Raw genomic sequence first — 13,768 nt, 5'->3', positions numbered from 1 at the left:
GAGAAGGGCATTGTCATGACTTCGGATGAAAATCTGGTGCCAGAGGTCGAACAGCTTGGAAAAACGCTGACCGAGGCCCGCACCAGCATCGAGCGGCGCTTCGTTGGGCAGCATGCGGTGGTTGAACAGGTGCTGGCGGCGATTCTGTCCGGGGGCCATGCGCTGCTGGTCGGTCAGCCCGGTCTGGGCAAGACGATGCTGGTCGATACGCTGTCCACGGTCCTTGGTCTTGGAAGCCAGCGGATCCAGTTCACGCCCGACCTGATGCCCGCCGATATCCTTGGCTCAGAGGTGCTGGACGTGCTGGCCGATGGCAGCCGCGCCTTTCGGTTCATCGAAGGCCCGGTCTTCACCCAGCTTCTGATGGCTGACGAGATCAACCGCGCCAGCCCGCGCACGCAATCGGCGCTGCTGCAGGCGATGCAGGAACGCGAAGTGACGATCAGCGGCCAGCACCGCCCGCTGGGCCGCCCGTTCCATGTGCTGGCGACGCAAAACCCGATCGAGCAAGAGGGCACCTATCCGCTGCCCGAGGCGCAGCTTGACCGCTTCCTGTTGCAGATCGACGTCGATTACCCCGACCGCGAGACCGAACGTGACATCCTGCTGACCACGACCGGGATCGAGGACCGGCAGTCCCACACCGCCTTCACCGCCGAGGCGCTGATCGCGGCGCAGCAACTGATCCGCCGGATGCCGGTCGGCGAAGTGGTGGTCGAGGCGATTCTCGATCTGGTCCGCGCCAGCCGCCCCGGTGCCGCCGAGGCTTTGCCCTTCATCGCCGAGTCGCTGGTCTGGGGGCCGGGGCCGCGTGCGGCGCAGGCGCTGATGCTGGTGACGCGGGCGCGCGCCGTGCTGAACGGGCGTTTCGCGCCGACGCTGGAAGATGTCGAGGTGATGGCCGCGCCGGTGCTGCGTCACCGGATGGCGCTGTCCTTCGCGGCGCTTGCGCGTGGCGAGACGGTCGATCAGGTCATTGGCCGCGTGCTTGATGCGCGGCTGAACCGTCAACAGGCCGCGTGAGGGCATCTTGTCGCTAAGTCCCGCGGAACTTCGCGCCCGCGCACAGGCTGCCAGCGCCCATCTTCCGGGCCTGATCCTGTCGGCCGAGCGGCTGTCGCGTCTGGTCGCACCGGGCGCGCATGGCATGCGCCGGGCCGGGGCGGGCGAGGATTTCTGGCAATACCGCGCCGCCGAGCCGGGCGAATCTGCCCGCAATATCGACTGGCGGCGCTCGGCCCGTTCGGATGTCGAGTTTGTGCGCGACCGCGAGGCGCAGACGGCGCAATCCGTCGGCATCTGGGTCTCGCGCGGGCAGGGGATGGATTATAGCGGCGACCCCGAACGCCTGCCGAAAGGTCAGCGGGCACAGCTTTTGGCGCTGGCCTTGGCGATGGTGCTGCTGCGCGGGGGGGAAAAGGTCGGCCTGCTGGGCCGTCCGGCGCGGACCGGGCGGCGGCAGGTGGACCGCATGGCCGAAGGTCTGACCGGCCTGATTCCAGTCGATACCGATGACGACGCCCCCTCGGCCGAGGCGGTCAGGACCAATCAGCGGCTGGTCATCATCTCGGATTTCCTGACCGAGACCGATTGGGTGGCGGCATTGCTGTCGCGCGCCACCGCGCTTGGGGTGCGAGGCGTGCTGTTGCAGGTGCTGGACCCCGACGAGGAGGAATTTCCCTATAGCGGCGCGGTCGATTTCCGCTCGCTTTCCGGCAACATGCGCCATGACAGCCGCGATGCCGCTGGCCTGCGCGACGCGTATCTGATGCGGCTGGCACAGCGGCGCGACTGGCTGACGGCGCAGGCGCAGGGCGCGGGTTGGTATTTCGGCCATCACCGCACCGACCATCCGCCCGCCCATGCGCTAAGCTGGCTGTATCAGGTTCTGGGGGGCTGATGCTGGTTCTTGGCCCCCTTGGCTTTGCGCTGCCATGGATCCTGACGGCACTGGCCGCGCTGCCGGTGCTGTGGGTGATCCTGCGCGCCATGCCACCCGCGCCAAAGCAGGTGCTGTTTCCGGGGGTCGCGCTGCTGCGCGGATTGCTGGACCGGATGCCCCTGGCGCAGCGGACGCCGTGGTGGCTGCTGCTGATCCGCATGCTGGCGATTGCGGCGCTGATCCTCGCCTTCTCCGGTCCGGTCTGGAAGCCGGTGATCGAGCGGCAGGGCAGCGGGCCGATGCTGATCGTCATGGATGCGGGCTGGGCCGCCGCCCCCGACTGGGCCAGCCGCCAAAGCCGGGCCGAACGTGCCCTCTCGGACGCGGCTGCTGCCGGACGGCCCGCCGCCTTGCTGATCGCGGACGGGCAGGCGCAGGCGGGAGCCTTGGAATTTGCCGCAGCCGACAGCCTGCTGGCCGGGCTGCGCGCCGCCGCGCCGGTGTCGTGGTCGCCGACCCTGCCTGAAAACCCCGCCGCCGCCCTGGCCAATCAGCCTGCGGGAGAGTTGCAGACCCTGTGGCTCAGCGACGGGATGGAACATGCGAACCGGCCCGAATGGCTGGCCGAGCTGACCTCGCGCGGGCCGGTCTCGGTCGTGGCGCAGGGGCATCCGCTGCGCGCGCTGACCCTGCAGGCGGGCGATACGCCGGTGCTGACCCTGACCGCCAGCGATGCGCATCCCCCCGCGATCCTTGCCATCGGCCCCGATCCACAGGGGATCGAGCGGGAACTGGCGCGGCTGGAACCGACAGAGGGGGCGACGCAGGACGGCGTCACCCGCAGCCCGGCGCAGATCGATCTTCCGCCCGAATTGCGCAACCGCATCAGCCGCTTCCAGATCGAGGGCGAATCGCATGCGGGCGCGGTGGTGCTGGCCGATGAACGGATCAAGCGGCGCAAGGTCGGGCTGGTCGGCGATCCCGACCGGCAGGCCGAGGGGCAACAGCTTCTGTCGCAGCTTCACTATCTGCGCAGCGCGCTTGGCCCGACCTCGGACGTGGTCGAGGGGGGCTTGGGCGATGTGCTGGACAGTGCCCCCGATGCGATCATCGTCGTCGATCAGGTCGATATGCCCGAGGTCGGCGAACTGGCCGAATGGGTCGATCAGGGCGGGCTTTTGATCCGCTTCGCCGGGCCGCGCATGGCTGCCGATGAGGAACTGGTGGACGAGCCGCTGATCCCCGTCGCCCTGCGTCAGGGGGGCCGCGATATCGGCGGCGCGCTGTCATGGGGCGATCCGCGCGGGCTTGCGCCCTTTGCCGCAGATGGCGTTTTCGCCGGTTTGACCGCCCCCGAAGAGGTCGCGGTCCGGGCGCAGCTTATGGCGCAACCCTCGCCCGATCTTGCGGGGCGGACCATGGCCTCGCTCAGCGACAATACGCCTTTGGTCACCCGTGAGCGGCTGGGCGAAGGGCAGGTGGTGCTGTTCCATGTCACCGCCAATGCCGAATGGTCGAACCTGCCCCTGTCGGGTCTGTTCGTCGAGATGCTGAACCGGCTGGTGGCGACCGCCCGGGTGACGCCGTCGCAGGAGCGCGCCGACAGCCGTGAGACGCCGTTCTGGAATGCGGAAATGGTGTTGGACGGTTTTGGCCGCGAACATCCGGCCGAGGGGCTGGCACCTGTCCCGGCGGCGGATATGGCCAAGGGGCCGGGGCCGGATCGTCCTGCGGGCATCTATGCGGCCGAGGAACGGCGGGTGGCGCTGAATGCGGGGACCGAATTCCGGCTGGCAAGCTGGCCGGGCGCGCAGGTGCAATCGGCGCAGGTGCTGCCGGGCCGCGATCTGAAGGGGCTGCTGCTGGCAGCGGCGGCGGCGCTGCTGGTTCTGGATGTGCTTGGTTCGGCGCTGGTCGCGGCGGGCGGCGGGCGCTGGCGTCGCGGCGGTGGTGGTGCGGCGGCGGGGGCGGTGCTGCTGGCGATGCTGGCGCTGCGACCCGACAGCGCCTTGGCGCAGGAGATCAACCCCGAACTGATCCGCGCCGCCGATGAGGTCGCGCTGGCCTATGTGTTGACCGGGGACGACAGGATCGACGAAACCTCGCGTGAGGGGCTTGAGGGGCTGTCCCGTATCCTGCGCCAGCGCAGCTCGGTCGAGCCGGGCGAGCCGGTGGCGATCGACCCGGATAATGACGATCTGTCGATGCTGACCTTCCTTTACTGGCCGATCACCGACACGCAGGCGCCGCCGTCGCCGCAGGCCTATCTGCGGCTGAACCATTTCCTGCGCTCGGGCGGGATGATCCTGTTCGACACCCGCGACGGCGATCTGACCGGTGTCGGCGGCCCCGATATGTCGCAATCCTTGCGCGATCTGGCTGCGCCGTTGGACATTCCGCCACTGGCACCGCTGCCCGACGATCACGTCCTGACCCGCACCTTCTATCTGCTCGAAGATTTCCCCGGTCGCTGGCATGGCAACCCGGTCTGGGCCGAAGCTCCGCCCGCCGATGCCGAATTGCAGGACGGCATGCCCTTCCGGCAATTGAACGACGGCGTCAGCCCGGTGATCATCGGCGGCAATAGCTGGGCCGAGGCCTGGGCGGTCGATCAGAACGGCTATCCGGCCTTCCCGATGGGCACCGGCTTTGACGGCGAACAGCAGCGCGAGATGGCCTATCGCTTTGGCGTCAACCTGATCATGTATGTGCTGACCGGCAACTACAAATCCGATCAGGTCCATGTGCCCGCCTTGCTCGACCGGCTTCGCGTCGAAGAGGAGCTTGGCCCATGATGACCGATCTGCGTTTCGATCCCGCCTTGCCGTGGTGGGCGATTGCGTTGCTGGCCGGGCTGGCGCTGGCGATTGCGGGCTTTGCGCTGTGGCGTGGCCTGCGTGGCTGGGCGTGGCGCGGTCTGGCCGGACTGGCGGCGGCGGCGGCGCTTGCCGGACCGGCGCTGGAACTGGGCAGCCGGGCGCGGCTGTCCGATATCGTGATCCTGCTGGACGACCGCTCGGCCAGCCAGTCTCTGCCGGGGCGCGAGGCGCAGACCGATGCCGCCATCGACGATCTGGGCCAGCGTCTTGCCGCCTTGCCCGATACCGAACTGCGCCGCGTGACCGTGGGCGACGCCGATGACGGCACGCTTCTGGCGACCGAGATTTCGCGCGCCCTTGCCGCCGAACCCGACAGCCGCCTTGCCGGAGTGATCGCCGTGACCGACGGCCAGATCCACGATCAGGCGATGCTGCCCGAAACCATCCCGGCCCCGTTCCATGTGCTGCTCAGCGGTCGCGCCGAGGATTGGGACCGTCGTCTGGTGATCGAGGAAGCGCCCGCCTTTGGCCTGATCGATCAACAGGTGATGATCCGCCTGCGGGTCGAGGATCAGGGCGCGGTTCCCGAAGATTTGCCGAAACAGGCGAACCTGCGCCTCAGCCTTGATGGTGAGAACGAACGTCAGGTGCAGGTGCCGGTCGGCACGCCGCTGGAACTGCCGGTGACGCTGAACCATGCGGGCCAGAACGTCGTGCAGATCGGCTTTGACGCGCCCGAAGGCGGCGAGTTGACCGACCGCAACAACAGCGCCGCGATCAGCATCAACGGTGTCCGCGACCGGCTGCGGGTGCTGCTGGTCTCGGGCGAGCCGCATGCGGGCGAACGGACCTGGCGCAACCTGCTGAAATCCGACGCGGCGGTCGATCTGATCCACTTCACCATCCTGCGCCCGCCCGACAAATTCGACGGCGTGCCGGTGAACGAACTGGCGCTGATCGCCTTTCCGACGCAGGAACTGTTCATGGAGCGGATCGACGATTTCGATCTGATCATCTTCGACCGCTACCGAAATCAGGGCATCCTGCCGCCCGATTACTATCTCAACATCGCCCGCTATGTCGAACAGGGCGGCGCGATCCTTGTGGCGGCGGGGCCGGAAATGGCCAGCGTCGAAAGCCTTAACCTCTCGCCTCTGGGCGCGATCCTGCCCGCCCGCCCCACGGGCCGGGTGATCGATCAGCCCTTCACGCCTGAACTGACCGATGACGGCCGCAAGCATCCGGTGACCGCCGATCTGCCCGGCGCACCCGCGCCCGAGGGCGAAGGCGGCGATGACTGGGGCCGCTGGCTGCGCGTCGTCCAATCGACGCCAAATCCCGACGCCGAGGTGGTGATGACCGGGGCCGAGGATGCACCCCTGCTGATGCTCAGCCGTCGCGGCAAGGGGCGGGTGGCGCTTTTGACCTCGGATCAGGCATGGCTGTGGGGCAGGGGTTTTGAGGGCGGCGGCCCGCAACTGGAACTGCTGCGCCGCATCGCCCATTGGTCGATGGAAGAACCCGAGCTTGAGGAAGAGGCGTTGCAGGCCGATGTCAGCGACGGGCTGAACGTGCGCTTCACCCGCCGCACCATGCAGGACCGCGCCGGTCCGCTGCTCATCACCCGGCCCGATGGCGAAACCGAAGAAGTGCCTTTGTCGCAGACCGCGCCGGGCCGTTTCGCCGCCGACTGGTCCGCACCTGAACCGGGGCTTTACCGCCTTCAGGACGGCGATCTGCGCCGGGTCGTGGCGCTTGGCCCAAGTGCGCCGAAAGAGTTCGAGCAGACCGTGGCGACCGGCGAGCATCTGGCCCCTCTGGTCGAGGCGACCGGCGGCGCAGTGCTGAACCTGTCGGACGGTATCCCGGATTTGCGGCAGGTGGCCGAGGGCCGCACCGCCCATGGCCGGGGCGTGGCGCAGGACTGGATCGGCATCACCCCGCGTGAGGCAGCGACCGTGACCGGCCTTCAGCGCCGCCCGCTGCTGCCCGGCTGGGGCTGGCTTTTGCTGATCTCGGGGCTGATCCTGATCGGCTGGCTGCGCGAGGGGCGCGGCGGCAGAACGGGTGGCGGTCGCTTGCCGGGGCAGGCGGGCCCGGATGACGCAAGGGCTTGATCTGCTTGCCAAGCGGGGGCGGCGTTGCTAACCCGGATAAAACGTTCCCGAAGGACCGCAAATGGCTGACCAGACGCGCAATCCCGCACCTTATACCGAGACCGACCTGTCGCTGATCAAGCGGATCATCCCGCATCGTTATCCGTTCCTGCTGATCGACAAGGTCCGCGATATCGTGCCGTTCAAAAGCGGCGTCGGCATCAAGAACGTCACCGCGAACGAGCCGCATTTCGAAGGCCATTTCCCCGATCAGCCGGTCATGCCCGGCGTGATGATCGTCGAGGCGATGGCGCAGACCTCGGCCATCGTCGTCGGCATCAGCATGAACATCATCGATCAGCCGATGCTGACCTATTTCATGGGCATCGACAAATGCAAGTTCCGCCGGATGGTCGTGCCGGGCGACGTGCTGGAACTGCATTGCACGGCGATCCGCGGCGGCGGCAAGATCTGGAAATTCGAGGGCAAGGCGATGGTCGATGGCCAGCTTTGCGCCTCGGCTGAATTCACCGCGATGATGGCGCTGAAAGAAGATGAGTGATGCCCGCATCCACCCGACGGCGGTGATCGAGGACGGCGCGCAGATCGGCGCGGGTGTCGAGATCGGGCCGTTCTGCGTCGTCGGCCCGCAGGTCCGGCTGGCCGATGGGGTGGTGCTGAAATCGCATGTGGCGATCACCGGCGATACATCCGTGGGGCCGGGGACGGTGATCTTCCCCTTCGCCTCGATCGGCGAGGTGCCGCAGGATCTGAAATTCAAGGGCGAGGATGTGCGGCTGGAAATCGGCGCGCGCAACCGCATCCGCGAATATGTCACGATGAATCCGGGGACCGAGGGTGGCGGCGGCGTCACCCGCGTCGGCGATGACGGCCTGTTCATGGCGGGGGCGCATGTCGCCCATGATTGCCAGATCGGCAACCGGGTCATTCTGGTTAACAACGCCTCGGTCGCGGGCCATTGCGTGCTGGAGGATGACGTGATCGTCGGCGGTCTGTCGGGCGTGCATCAATGGGTCCGCATCGGGCGCGGTGCAATGATCGGCGCGGTTTGCATGGTCACCGCCGATGTCATTCCCTACGGGCTGGTGCAGGGGCCGCGCGGCCATCTGGACGGGCTGAACCTTGTCGGCCTGAAACGTCGCGGCGCCACCCGCGCCGATATTGCCGCGCTGCGCGACCTGCTGTCGAACCTGTCGCAGACCTCGTTCCGCGAAGGTGCCCGGACGCGCGCGGAAGAAGAGGTTTCAGCGATGGAACGTGACGTGCTGGACTTTATCCTCGGTCCCTCGGATCGCTCTTTCCTGACGATGAAACAATGAGCCGGATTGCCGTTATCGCCGGGCAGGGCAGGCTTGCGCCTGCCGTGGTGTCGCTGCTGGATCAGCCGCTGGTTTATGCGCTAGACGGCTATGCCCCCGAAGGCATCGATGTGCAGCCCTTCCGGCTGGAGCGTCTGGTGCCGTTTCTGGACGATCTGGTGGATCACGGCGTCGACCGCGTGGTTTTTGCGGGCGCGATCCGCCGCCCGCGTCTGGACCCCGAAGCCTTCGACCCCCGCACCGCCCAGCTTGTCCCGCGCATCCTGATGGCGATGCAATCGGGCGATGACGCGGCGCTGCGGATCGTGCTGGACGTGTTCGAGGAACATGGCCTCACCATCGTCAGTGTCGAAGAGATCGCGGCACCCCTAGTCCCCGGCGAAGGCATCTTGACCGGCCAGCCCTCGGACCACGACAAACGCGATGCTGCGCGCGGCGCGGCGCTGCTGGAGGCGACGGGCGGGCTGGATCTGGGGCAGGGCGTGGTGGTGGCGCAGGGCCTGTGCCTTGCGCTGGAAACCCTGCCGGGAACGCAGGCGATGCTGGATTTCGCGGGCCGCCATGCCGGTCTTCGCCCCAATCTGAACGGCGCGAAGGGGGTGTTCTACAAAGCCCCAAAACCCGGTCAGGACCGCCGCATCGATTTGCCGGTGATCGGCCCCGATACGGTGACGCAAACCGCCGAGGCTGGCCTTGCGGGCATCGCATGGCAGGCAGGCGGCGTGATCCTTCTCGATCAGGACGAGGCCATCCGCCGCGCCGACGAGGCCGGCATCTTTCTCTGGGCGCGCAGCTAACGCCGCCTCACTGACCCAACCGCATAATGACCAAAACGGTGGGCGCAACACCCACCGTTCGCAAGCTGTGTACGCCCTGTGCATCCTCTGTGCGCGCGCGGTGCATCCCCTGTGCAGCCAGATCCCCAGCATTTGCTACCCAAAACCACCCCGCGATTTCTTCGTTGCAAAAATACCGATTGCAACGCCCGCCCCGTTGCGCCGCACTCTGGCCTTTCCGCCCCATTTTTGCTTTGTCTCGATCAGACCAGCACGGGAACCGGACCATGAAATTCTTCCTCATCGCGGGCGAACCCTCTGGCGATCTCTTGGGCGCGGCGCTGATGGCGGGCCTGAAGGAACTGGTTCCCGATACCAGCTTCGAAGGCATCGGCGGCCCCGCCATGCAGGCCGAAGGGTTGCAGAGCCTGTTCCCGATGGAGGAACTCAGCCTCATGGGCATCTGGGAAGTCTTGCCCAAATATTTCCACCTGAAACGCCGGATCGCCCAGACTGCCGAGGCGGTGATCTCTGCCGCCCCCGACGCGCTGATCACCATCGACAGCCCCGATTTTTGCCTGCGCGTCGCCCGTCTTGTCCGCGCCTCTCGCCCCGACCTGCGCACCATCCATTATGTCGCCCCCTCGGTCTGGGCATGGCGTCCGGGCCGCGCGAAGAAGATGGCTCAAGTCATTGATCACGTTCTGGCAATCCTGCCATTTGAGCCGCCGCTGATGCAAGCCGCAGGCATGAGTTGCGACTTCGTCGGCCACCCGATCGCGACGGCGCCGACAGCCTCACCGGAAGACGCCGCCGCCTTCCGCGCCACCCATGCGATCCCCGCCGACGCGCCGCTGATCCTGTGCCTGCCGGGCTCGCGCCGGTCCGAGATCACACGTCTTGCAGACCGCTTTGGCAAGGCTCTGGCCCTGCTGCAACAGGACGTTCCGCAGATGCGGGTTGTGCTGCCGACGGTTCCGTGGCTGGCGGACGACCTGCGCGGCATGACGGCCGACTGGCCCACCCCTCCGCTGATCATCGACGGCAAGGACGACAAACGCGCCGCCTTCTCCGCCGCCGATCTGGCGCTTGCGGCATCGGGCACGGTCAGTCTGGAACTGGCGGCAAACCGGGTGCCGATGGTGATCGGCTACGACATGGCCCCGCTTAGCCGCTGGATCATCGGGATGATGGTCAAGACCGACACGGTAACGCTGGTCAATCTGGTCAGCGAAACCCGCGCCGTGCCAGAGTTTCTGGGCCGCGATTGCCAGCCCGAACCGCTGGCCAAGGCGCTGAAGCAGGTGCTGGATCACCCGCAAGCCCAGCTTGAGGCAATGGACCTGACCATGCAGCGACTGGGCAAAGGCGGCGAAGCGCCGGGTCTGCGTGCCGCACGGTCTGTTCTTTCAGCGATTACAGCCCGTTAGCGCAGGATCGCTTCAAGCGAAAAAGCCCGCCTTGCAGCGGGCTTTCAGCGGGTCAAAGAACGGCGGTCACGATGATCTCGACCAGATAATCCGGCGTCGCCAGCGCGCTTTCGCCGGTGGCGCGGGCCGGGGTATGGCCCTGCGGTGCCCATGCGTCCCAGACTTCGTTCATCGCCGGGAAATCGCTCATGCTCGCCAGCCAGACCTGGGCCGAGACGATGCGCGTCTTGTCGGTCCCGGCCTCGGCCAGAAGGCGGTCGATATTGGCAAGGATCTGGCGGGTCTGATCGGCGGCGGATGTGCCCGGCTCGCCCACCTGACCGGCCAGCCAGACGGTGCCGTTCGCGATGACCGCCTGGCTCATCCGGGGGCCGGTCTCGATGCGTTTGATGTCGCTCATGTCTCTCTCCTTGAGAAGCGTCGGATTCGGGATCGCGCGGACGCTAGCGACAGGTCAGGGCGGGGGCAAGTTGTCCCATGCTCAGCGTGTCCGGCAATCGCCACCACAGCCGCAACGCCGCGCCTGCCTGCGGCGCAGGTAGAGGTAAAGAAGCGGTGCCGCCATCGCTACCACGACCAGCCCGACCGTGCCAAAGAGCGCGATTCCCGCTCCACCCGCCAGAAGGGCCGTGACCGAGGCGACGATCAGCGGAGCGCAGCAGGCGGCACAGGCCAAGGCGGCCAACCCGCCTGCTGCGAGCAAGCCTTTGAATGTCGATTTCGTCTTCATGACCGCCTCGATCCGGGGGCGAAATGGTCAAAGATTTCCTCTGCGGCCACCGCTGCCGCCTCGGGTGCGGTGATGGTCAGGTGGATGACGACGCCATCATCCGTCAGCGCGAAGTCAAGGAAGCGACAACAATCGGATTCGTCGTCGACGATGGCCTGAAGCTCTGCCTGAAGGGCGCGGTCATAGGTCAGATGCAGTCGCAACGGCTTGCGTTCGTGATCCAGCAGACCCCGCCCGGCAAGGTCGCGTATCCCCGAAAGACGGTTGCGAAAATCGGCTCCGCCCAGCGTGCAGACGATTTCAAGCGATGGTGCTTCCGGCGCTACAGGCGTGGTGCCGGGCGTGCAGCAGGTTTCGGCAAGTGGTGGGGGCGTCAGTGGCATTTCAACTCTCCATTGCGGCACGTTCCGGATGACGCTACTCCTTCAAGTAACTTTAAGGGCAAGGCGGGATTATCGCGATGAGCGTTCACTCTGGCGTGATCAGCATCGGGGCGCTGGCGAAGGCTGCCGGGGTCTCGGCTCCGACGATCCGATATTATGAACAGATCGGCTTGTTGCGCGCGCCCCGGCGCAGCGCCAGCGGTTCTACGACGCGGCGGATATCGAACGGCTGATCTTCATCCGCCGCTGCCGCGATTTCGGCTTTCCAATTGAACAGGTAAAGCTGCTGGCAAGCCTGTCGATCAGCGTTGACCGCGATTGTTCCGAGGTGCGCGAGGTGGCAAAGGCCCATCTGTCCCAGATCCGTACGAAACTGGCCGAGTTACAGGCGTTAGAGCGTGATCTGGACCGCTTTGTCGAGCGCTGCGAAGAGGCGTGCTGTTCAGGTCCGGGCATCGATTGTGTCGTCTTTCACGATCTGTCCCGGCCCGACACTGAGCGACCCGGATGACCCGGGCGGACCCTTGGCAAATCCGGCGCGGCTTGACACTGTGCGGGAACAGCCGAGGAGATGACAGATGCAGCGCCTGACCGCCTTTGGACCGGATTTCACCTTCGCCTATGACGACTGGATCACCCACCCGGACGGGCTGGGCGCGATTCCCGCCGATATGCGCGGCGAAAAGGTGGCGATCATCGGGGCAGGGGCGTCCGGTATCGTCGCGGCCTATGAGTTGATGAAGCTTGGCCTGCGCCCGGTGGTTTACGAATCCGACAAGTTCGGCGGGCGTCTGCGCTCGGCCACCTTCGAGGGCAGCGATGGCGTGATTGCAGAGCTTGGCGGCATGCGTTTTCCAACCTCGTCGCGGGGGTTCTATCATTATCTCGATCTGGTCGGCTGCCAGACCGCGCCGTTTCCGAACCCGCTGACAGGTGCTGCCGGATCGACCGTGATCGACCTTGAGGGCGAGACCCTGTTCGCCCGCAACCTGGATGAGCTTCCTGGTTTTTATCGTGAGATTGCCGAGGCTTACAATTCCGCTTTGTCCCAACATGCCGGTTTCGCCGATCTGCAACAGGCCATCATCGCGCGGGATGCAGAGGCGGTGAAGGCGCTGTGGAACCCGCTGGTCTCGGAATGGGACGAGCGGACCTTTTACGATTTCGTCACCCATTCCAAGGCGTTTCAGGCGCTGAGCTTCCGCCACCGTGAGGTCTTCGGACAGGTCGGTTTCGGCACCGGCGGATGGGACAGCGATTTCCCCAATTCGATGCTGGAGATCCTGCGGGTCAACCTTCTGGGTTTCGACGACGACCAGAAATATGTGATCGGTGGGGTGACGAATGTGCTGTGGCGGCTGTGGCAGGCCGCGCCGCCCTGCGTGCATTGGCCCGAGGGCACCAGCCTTGCCAGTCTGAACGGCGGGGCCACGCGGTCCCGCGCGACGGGCATTTCGCGCAACGGCGAGGGGCCGCTTGTCGTGACCGATCAATGGGGCAATCAGGACGAATATGCCGCCGTGCTGGCCACCTGCCAAAGCCACCTGCTGACCACCGCCATGGATGTGGACGAGGATCTGTTCGAGCAGAAGCTGTGGATGGCGCTGGACCGGACGCGCTATATGCAGGCCTCAAAGACCTTCGTGATGGTGGACCGCCCGTTCTGGAAGGACGAGGATCCTGTCAGCGGTCGTCCCGGCATGTCGATGACCCTGACTGACCGGCTGACGCGCGGCACCTATTTCTTCGACAATGGCGACGACCAGCCGGGGGTGATCTGTCTTTCCTATAGCTGGATGACGGATTCGCTGAAGGTGCTGCCTTTGTCACCCGAAAAGCGGGTCGAACTGGCGCTGAAAGCGTTGAAGAAGGTCTATCCGGGCGTCGATATCGCCAGCCACATCCGCGGCGCACCAATCGCCGTCAGTTGGGAGGCCGACGAGAATTTCCTTGGTGCGTTCAAGGGCGCTTTACCGGGCCACTACCGTTACAACCACCGCATTTACGGGCATTTCATGCAGGCCCGGATGCCCGGCCATCAGCGCGGGCTGTTCCTTGCGGGCGACGGGGTAAGCTGGACCCCGGCATGGGTCGAGGGCGCGGTGCAGACCGGGTTGAACGCGGTCTGGGGGATCATGACCCATCTCGGCGGCAAGACCAGCGTTTCCAATCCGGGTCCGGGTGATCTTTATCCCGAATTCGGGCCGATTGCGCTGCCGGATTGAGCAGAAAAGGCTGATGAGGCGCGGCATAGGTTTTGCTAAGCCGATCAGCGACAGTGATCCACTCATTAAATGCAATGGCGGAAATGC

At 66.1% G+C, this 13,768-nt stretch carries 13 protein-coding genes and 1 pseudogene; 11 read left to right on the top strand and 3 right to left on the bottom strand.

The annotated features are described in order from the left end of the window. The first annotated feature begins 15 nt into the window (after positions 1-15). From JJJ17_RS07550 to lpxB, 8 genes are all read left to right on the top strand, one after another. Positions 16-1,023: an AAA family ATPase gene (locus JJJ17_RS07550; protein WP_200685097.1), complete on the top strand. Its 1,008-nt coding sequence runs from the start codon at positions 16-18 to the stop codon at positions 1,021-1,023. A 7-nt stretch (positions 1,024-1,030) separates the two neighbouring features. Further along, the gene (locus tag JJJ17_RS07545; protein WP_200685096.1) at positions 1,031-1,900 is read left to right on the top strand and encodes a DUF58 domain-containing protein; all 870 of its coding nucleotides are present in this window, start codon (positions 1,031-1,033) and stop codon (positions 1,898-1,900) included. Beyond that, positions 1,900-4,677 carry a DUF4159 domain-containing protein gene (locus tag JJJ17_RS07540; RefSeq protein ID WP_200685095.1) on the top strand — a complete coding sequence of 926 codons (2,778 nt, stop codon included), beginning with the start codon at positions 1,900-1,902 and terminating at the stop codon, positions 4,675-4,677. Before JJJ17_RS07545 ends, JJJ17_RS07540 begins: the two co-directional genes overlap by 1 nt. Continuing rightward, positions 4,677-6,818, top strand: a complete 2,142-nt coding sequence (locus JJJ17_RS07535; protein WP_200685752.1) for a hypothetical protein — start codon at positions 4,677-4,679, stop codon at positions 6,816-6,818. Before JJJ17_RS07540 ends, JJJ17_RS07535 begins: the two co-directional genes overlap by 1 nt. A 61-nt stretch (positions 6,819-6,879) precedes the next feature. Continuing rightward, the gene (fabZ, locus tag JJJ17_RS07530; protein ID WP_200685094.1) at positions 6,880-7,359 is read left to right on the top strand and encodes a 3-hydroxyacyl-ACP dehydratase FabZ; all 480 of its coding nucleotides are present in this window, start codon (positions 6,880-6,882) and stop codon (positions 7,357-7,359) included. Then, complete coding sequence (gene lpxA / locus JJJ17_RS07525) at positions 7,352-8,137, top strand: acyl-ACP--UDP-N-acetylglucosamine O-acyltransferase (protein ID WP_200685093.1); 786 nt, start codon at positions 7,352-7,354, stop codon at positions 8,135-8,137. The genes fabZ and lpxA overlap by 8 nt, the downstream gene beginning before the upstream one ends. Continuing rightward, positions 8,134-8,934, top strand: a complete 801-nt coding sequence (locus tag JJJ17_RS07520; RefSeq protein WP_200685092.1) for an LpxI family protein — start codon at positions 8,134-8,136, stop codon at positions 8,932-8,934. Before lpxA ends, JJJ17_RS07520 begins: the two co-directional genes overlap by 4 nt. 266 nt (positions 8,935-9,200) lie before the next feature. Next, positions 9,201-10,343 carry a lipid-A-disaccharide synthase gene (gene lpxB, locus JJJ17_RS07515; RefSeq protein ID WP_200685091.1) on the top strand — a complete coding sequence of 381 codons (1,143 nt, stop codon included), beginning with the start codon at positions 9,201-9,203 and terminating at the stop codon, positions 10,341-10,343. 52 nt (positions 10,344-10,395) lie between these two features. Here the strand turns inward: lpxB and JJJ17_RS07510 are convergent, their stop codons facing one another. The 3 genes from JJJ17_RS07510 to JJJ17_RS07500 form a co-directional block, all read right to left on the bottom strand. After that, positions 10,396-10,743, bottom strand: a complete 348-nt coding sequence (locus JJJ17_RS07510; RefSeq protein WP_200685090.1) for a RidA family protein — start codon at positions 10,741-10,743, stop codon at positions 10,396-10,398. 81 nt (positions 10,744-10,824) lie between these two features. Further along, on the bottom strand, positions 10,825-11,073 hold the full coding sequence (locus JJJ17_RS07505; protein ID WP_200685089.1) for a hypothetical protein: 249 nt from the start codon (positions 11,071-11,073) through the stop codon (positions 10,825-10,827). After that, positions 11,070-11,456, bottom strand: a complete 387-nt coding sequence (locus tag JJJ17_RS07500) for a hypothetical protein (RefSeq protein ID WP_200685088.1) — start codon at positions 11,454-11,456, stop codon at positions 11,070-11,072. The genes JJJ17_RS07505 and JJJ17_RS07500 overlap by 4 nt, the downstream gene beginning before the upstream one ends. A 77-nt stretch (positions 11,457-11,533) precedes the next feature. Here JJJ17_RS07500 and JJJ17_RS20355 point away from each other — a divergent pair. The 3 genes and pseudogenes from JJJ17_RS20355 to JJJ17_RS07490 all read left to right on the top strand — a co-directional run. Then, positions 11,534-11,685, top strand: a pseudogene (locus JJJ17_RS20355) (MerR family DNA-binding transcriptional regulator); the annotation flags it as partial. Further along, positions 11,677-11,967 (top strand): MerR family DNA-binding protein, encoded by a 291-nt coding sequence (locus JJJ17_RS20350; protein ID WP_325168794.1) that lies wholly within the window; start codon positions 11,677-11,679, stop codon positions 11,965-11,967. The pseudogene JJJ17_RS20355 and the gene JJJ17_RS20350, both read left to right, overlap by 9 nt. Positions 11,968-12,034: 67 nt before the next feature. Next, positions 12,035-13,681: a flavin monoamine oxidase family protein gene (locus JJJ17_RS07490; RefSeq protein ID WP_200685087.1), complete on the top strand. Its 1,647-nt coding sequence runs from the start codon at positions 12,035-12,037 to the stop codon at positions 13,679-13,681. Positions 13,682-13,768 lie beyond the last annotated feature (87 nt).

The organism is Paracoccus caeni, from assembly GCF_016629665.1.
GTDB lineage: Bacteria > Pseudomonadota > Alphaproteobacteria > Rhodobacterales > Rhodobacteraceae > Paracoccus > Paracoccus caeni.
This window is presented reverse-complemented; position numbering and strand designations above follow the sequence as displayed.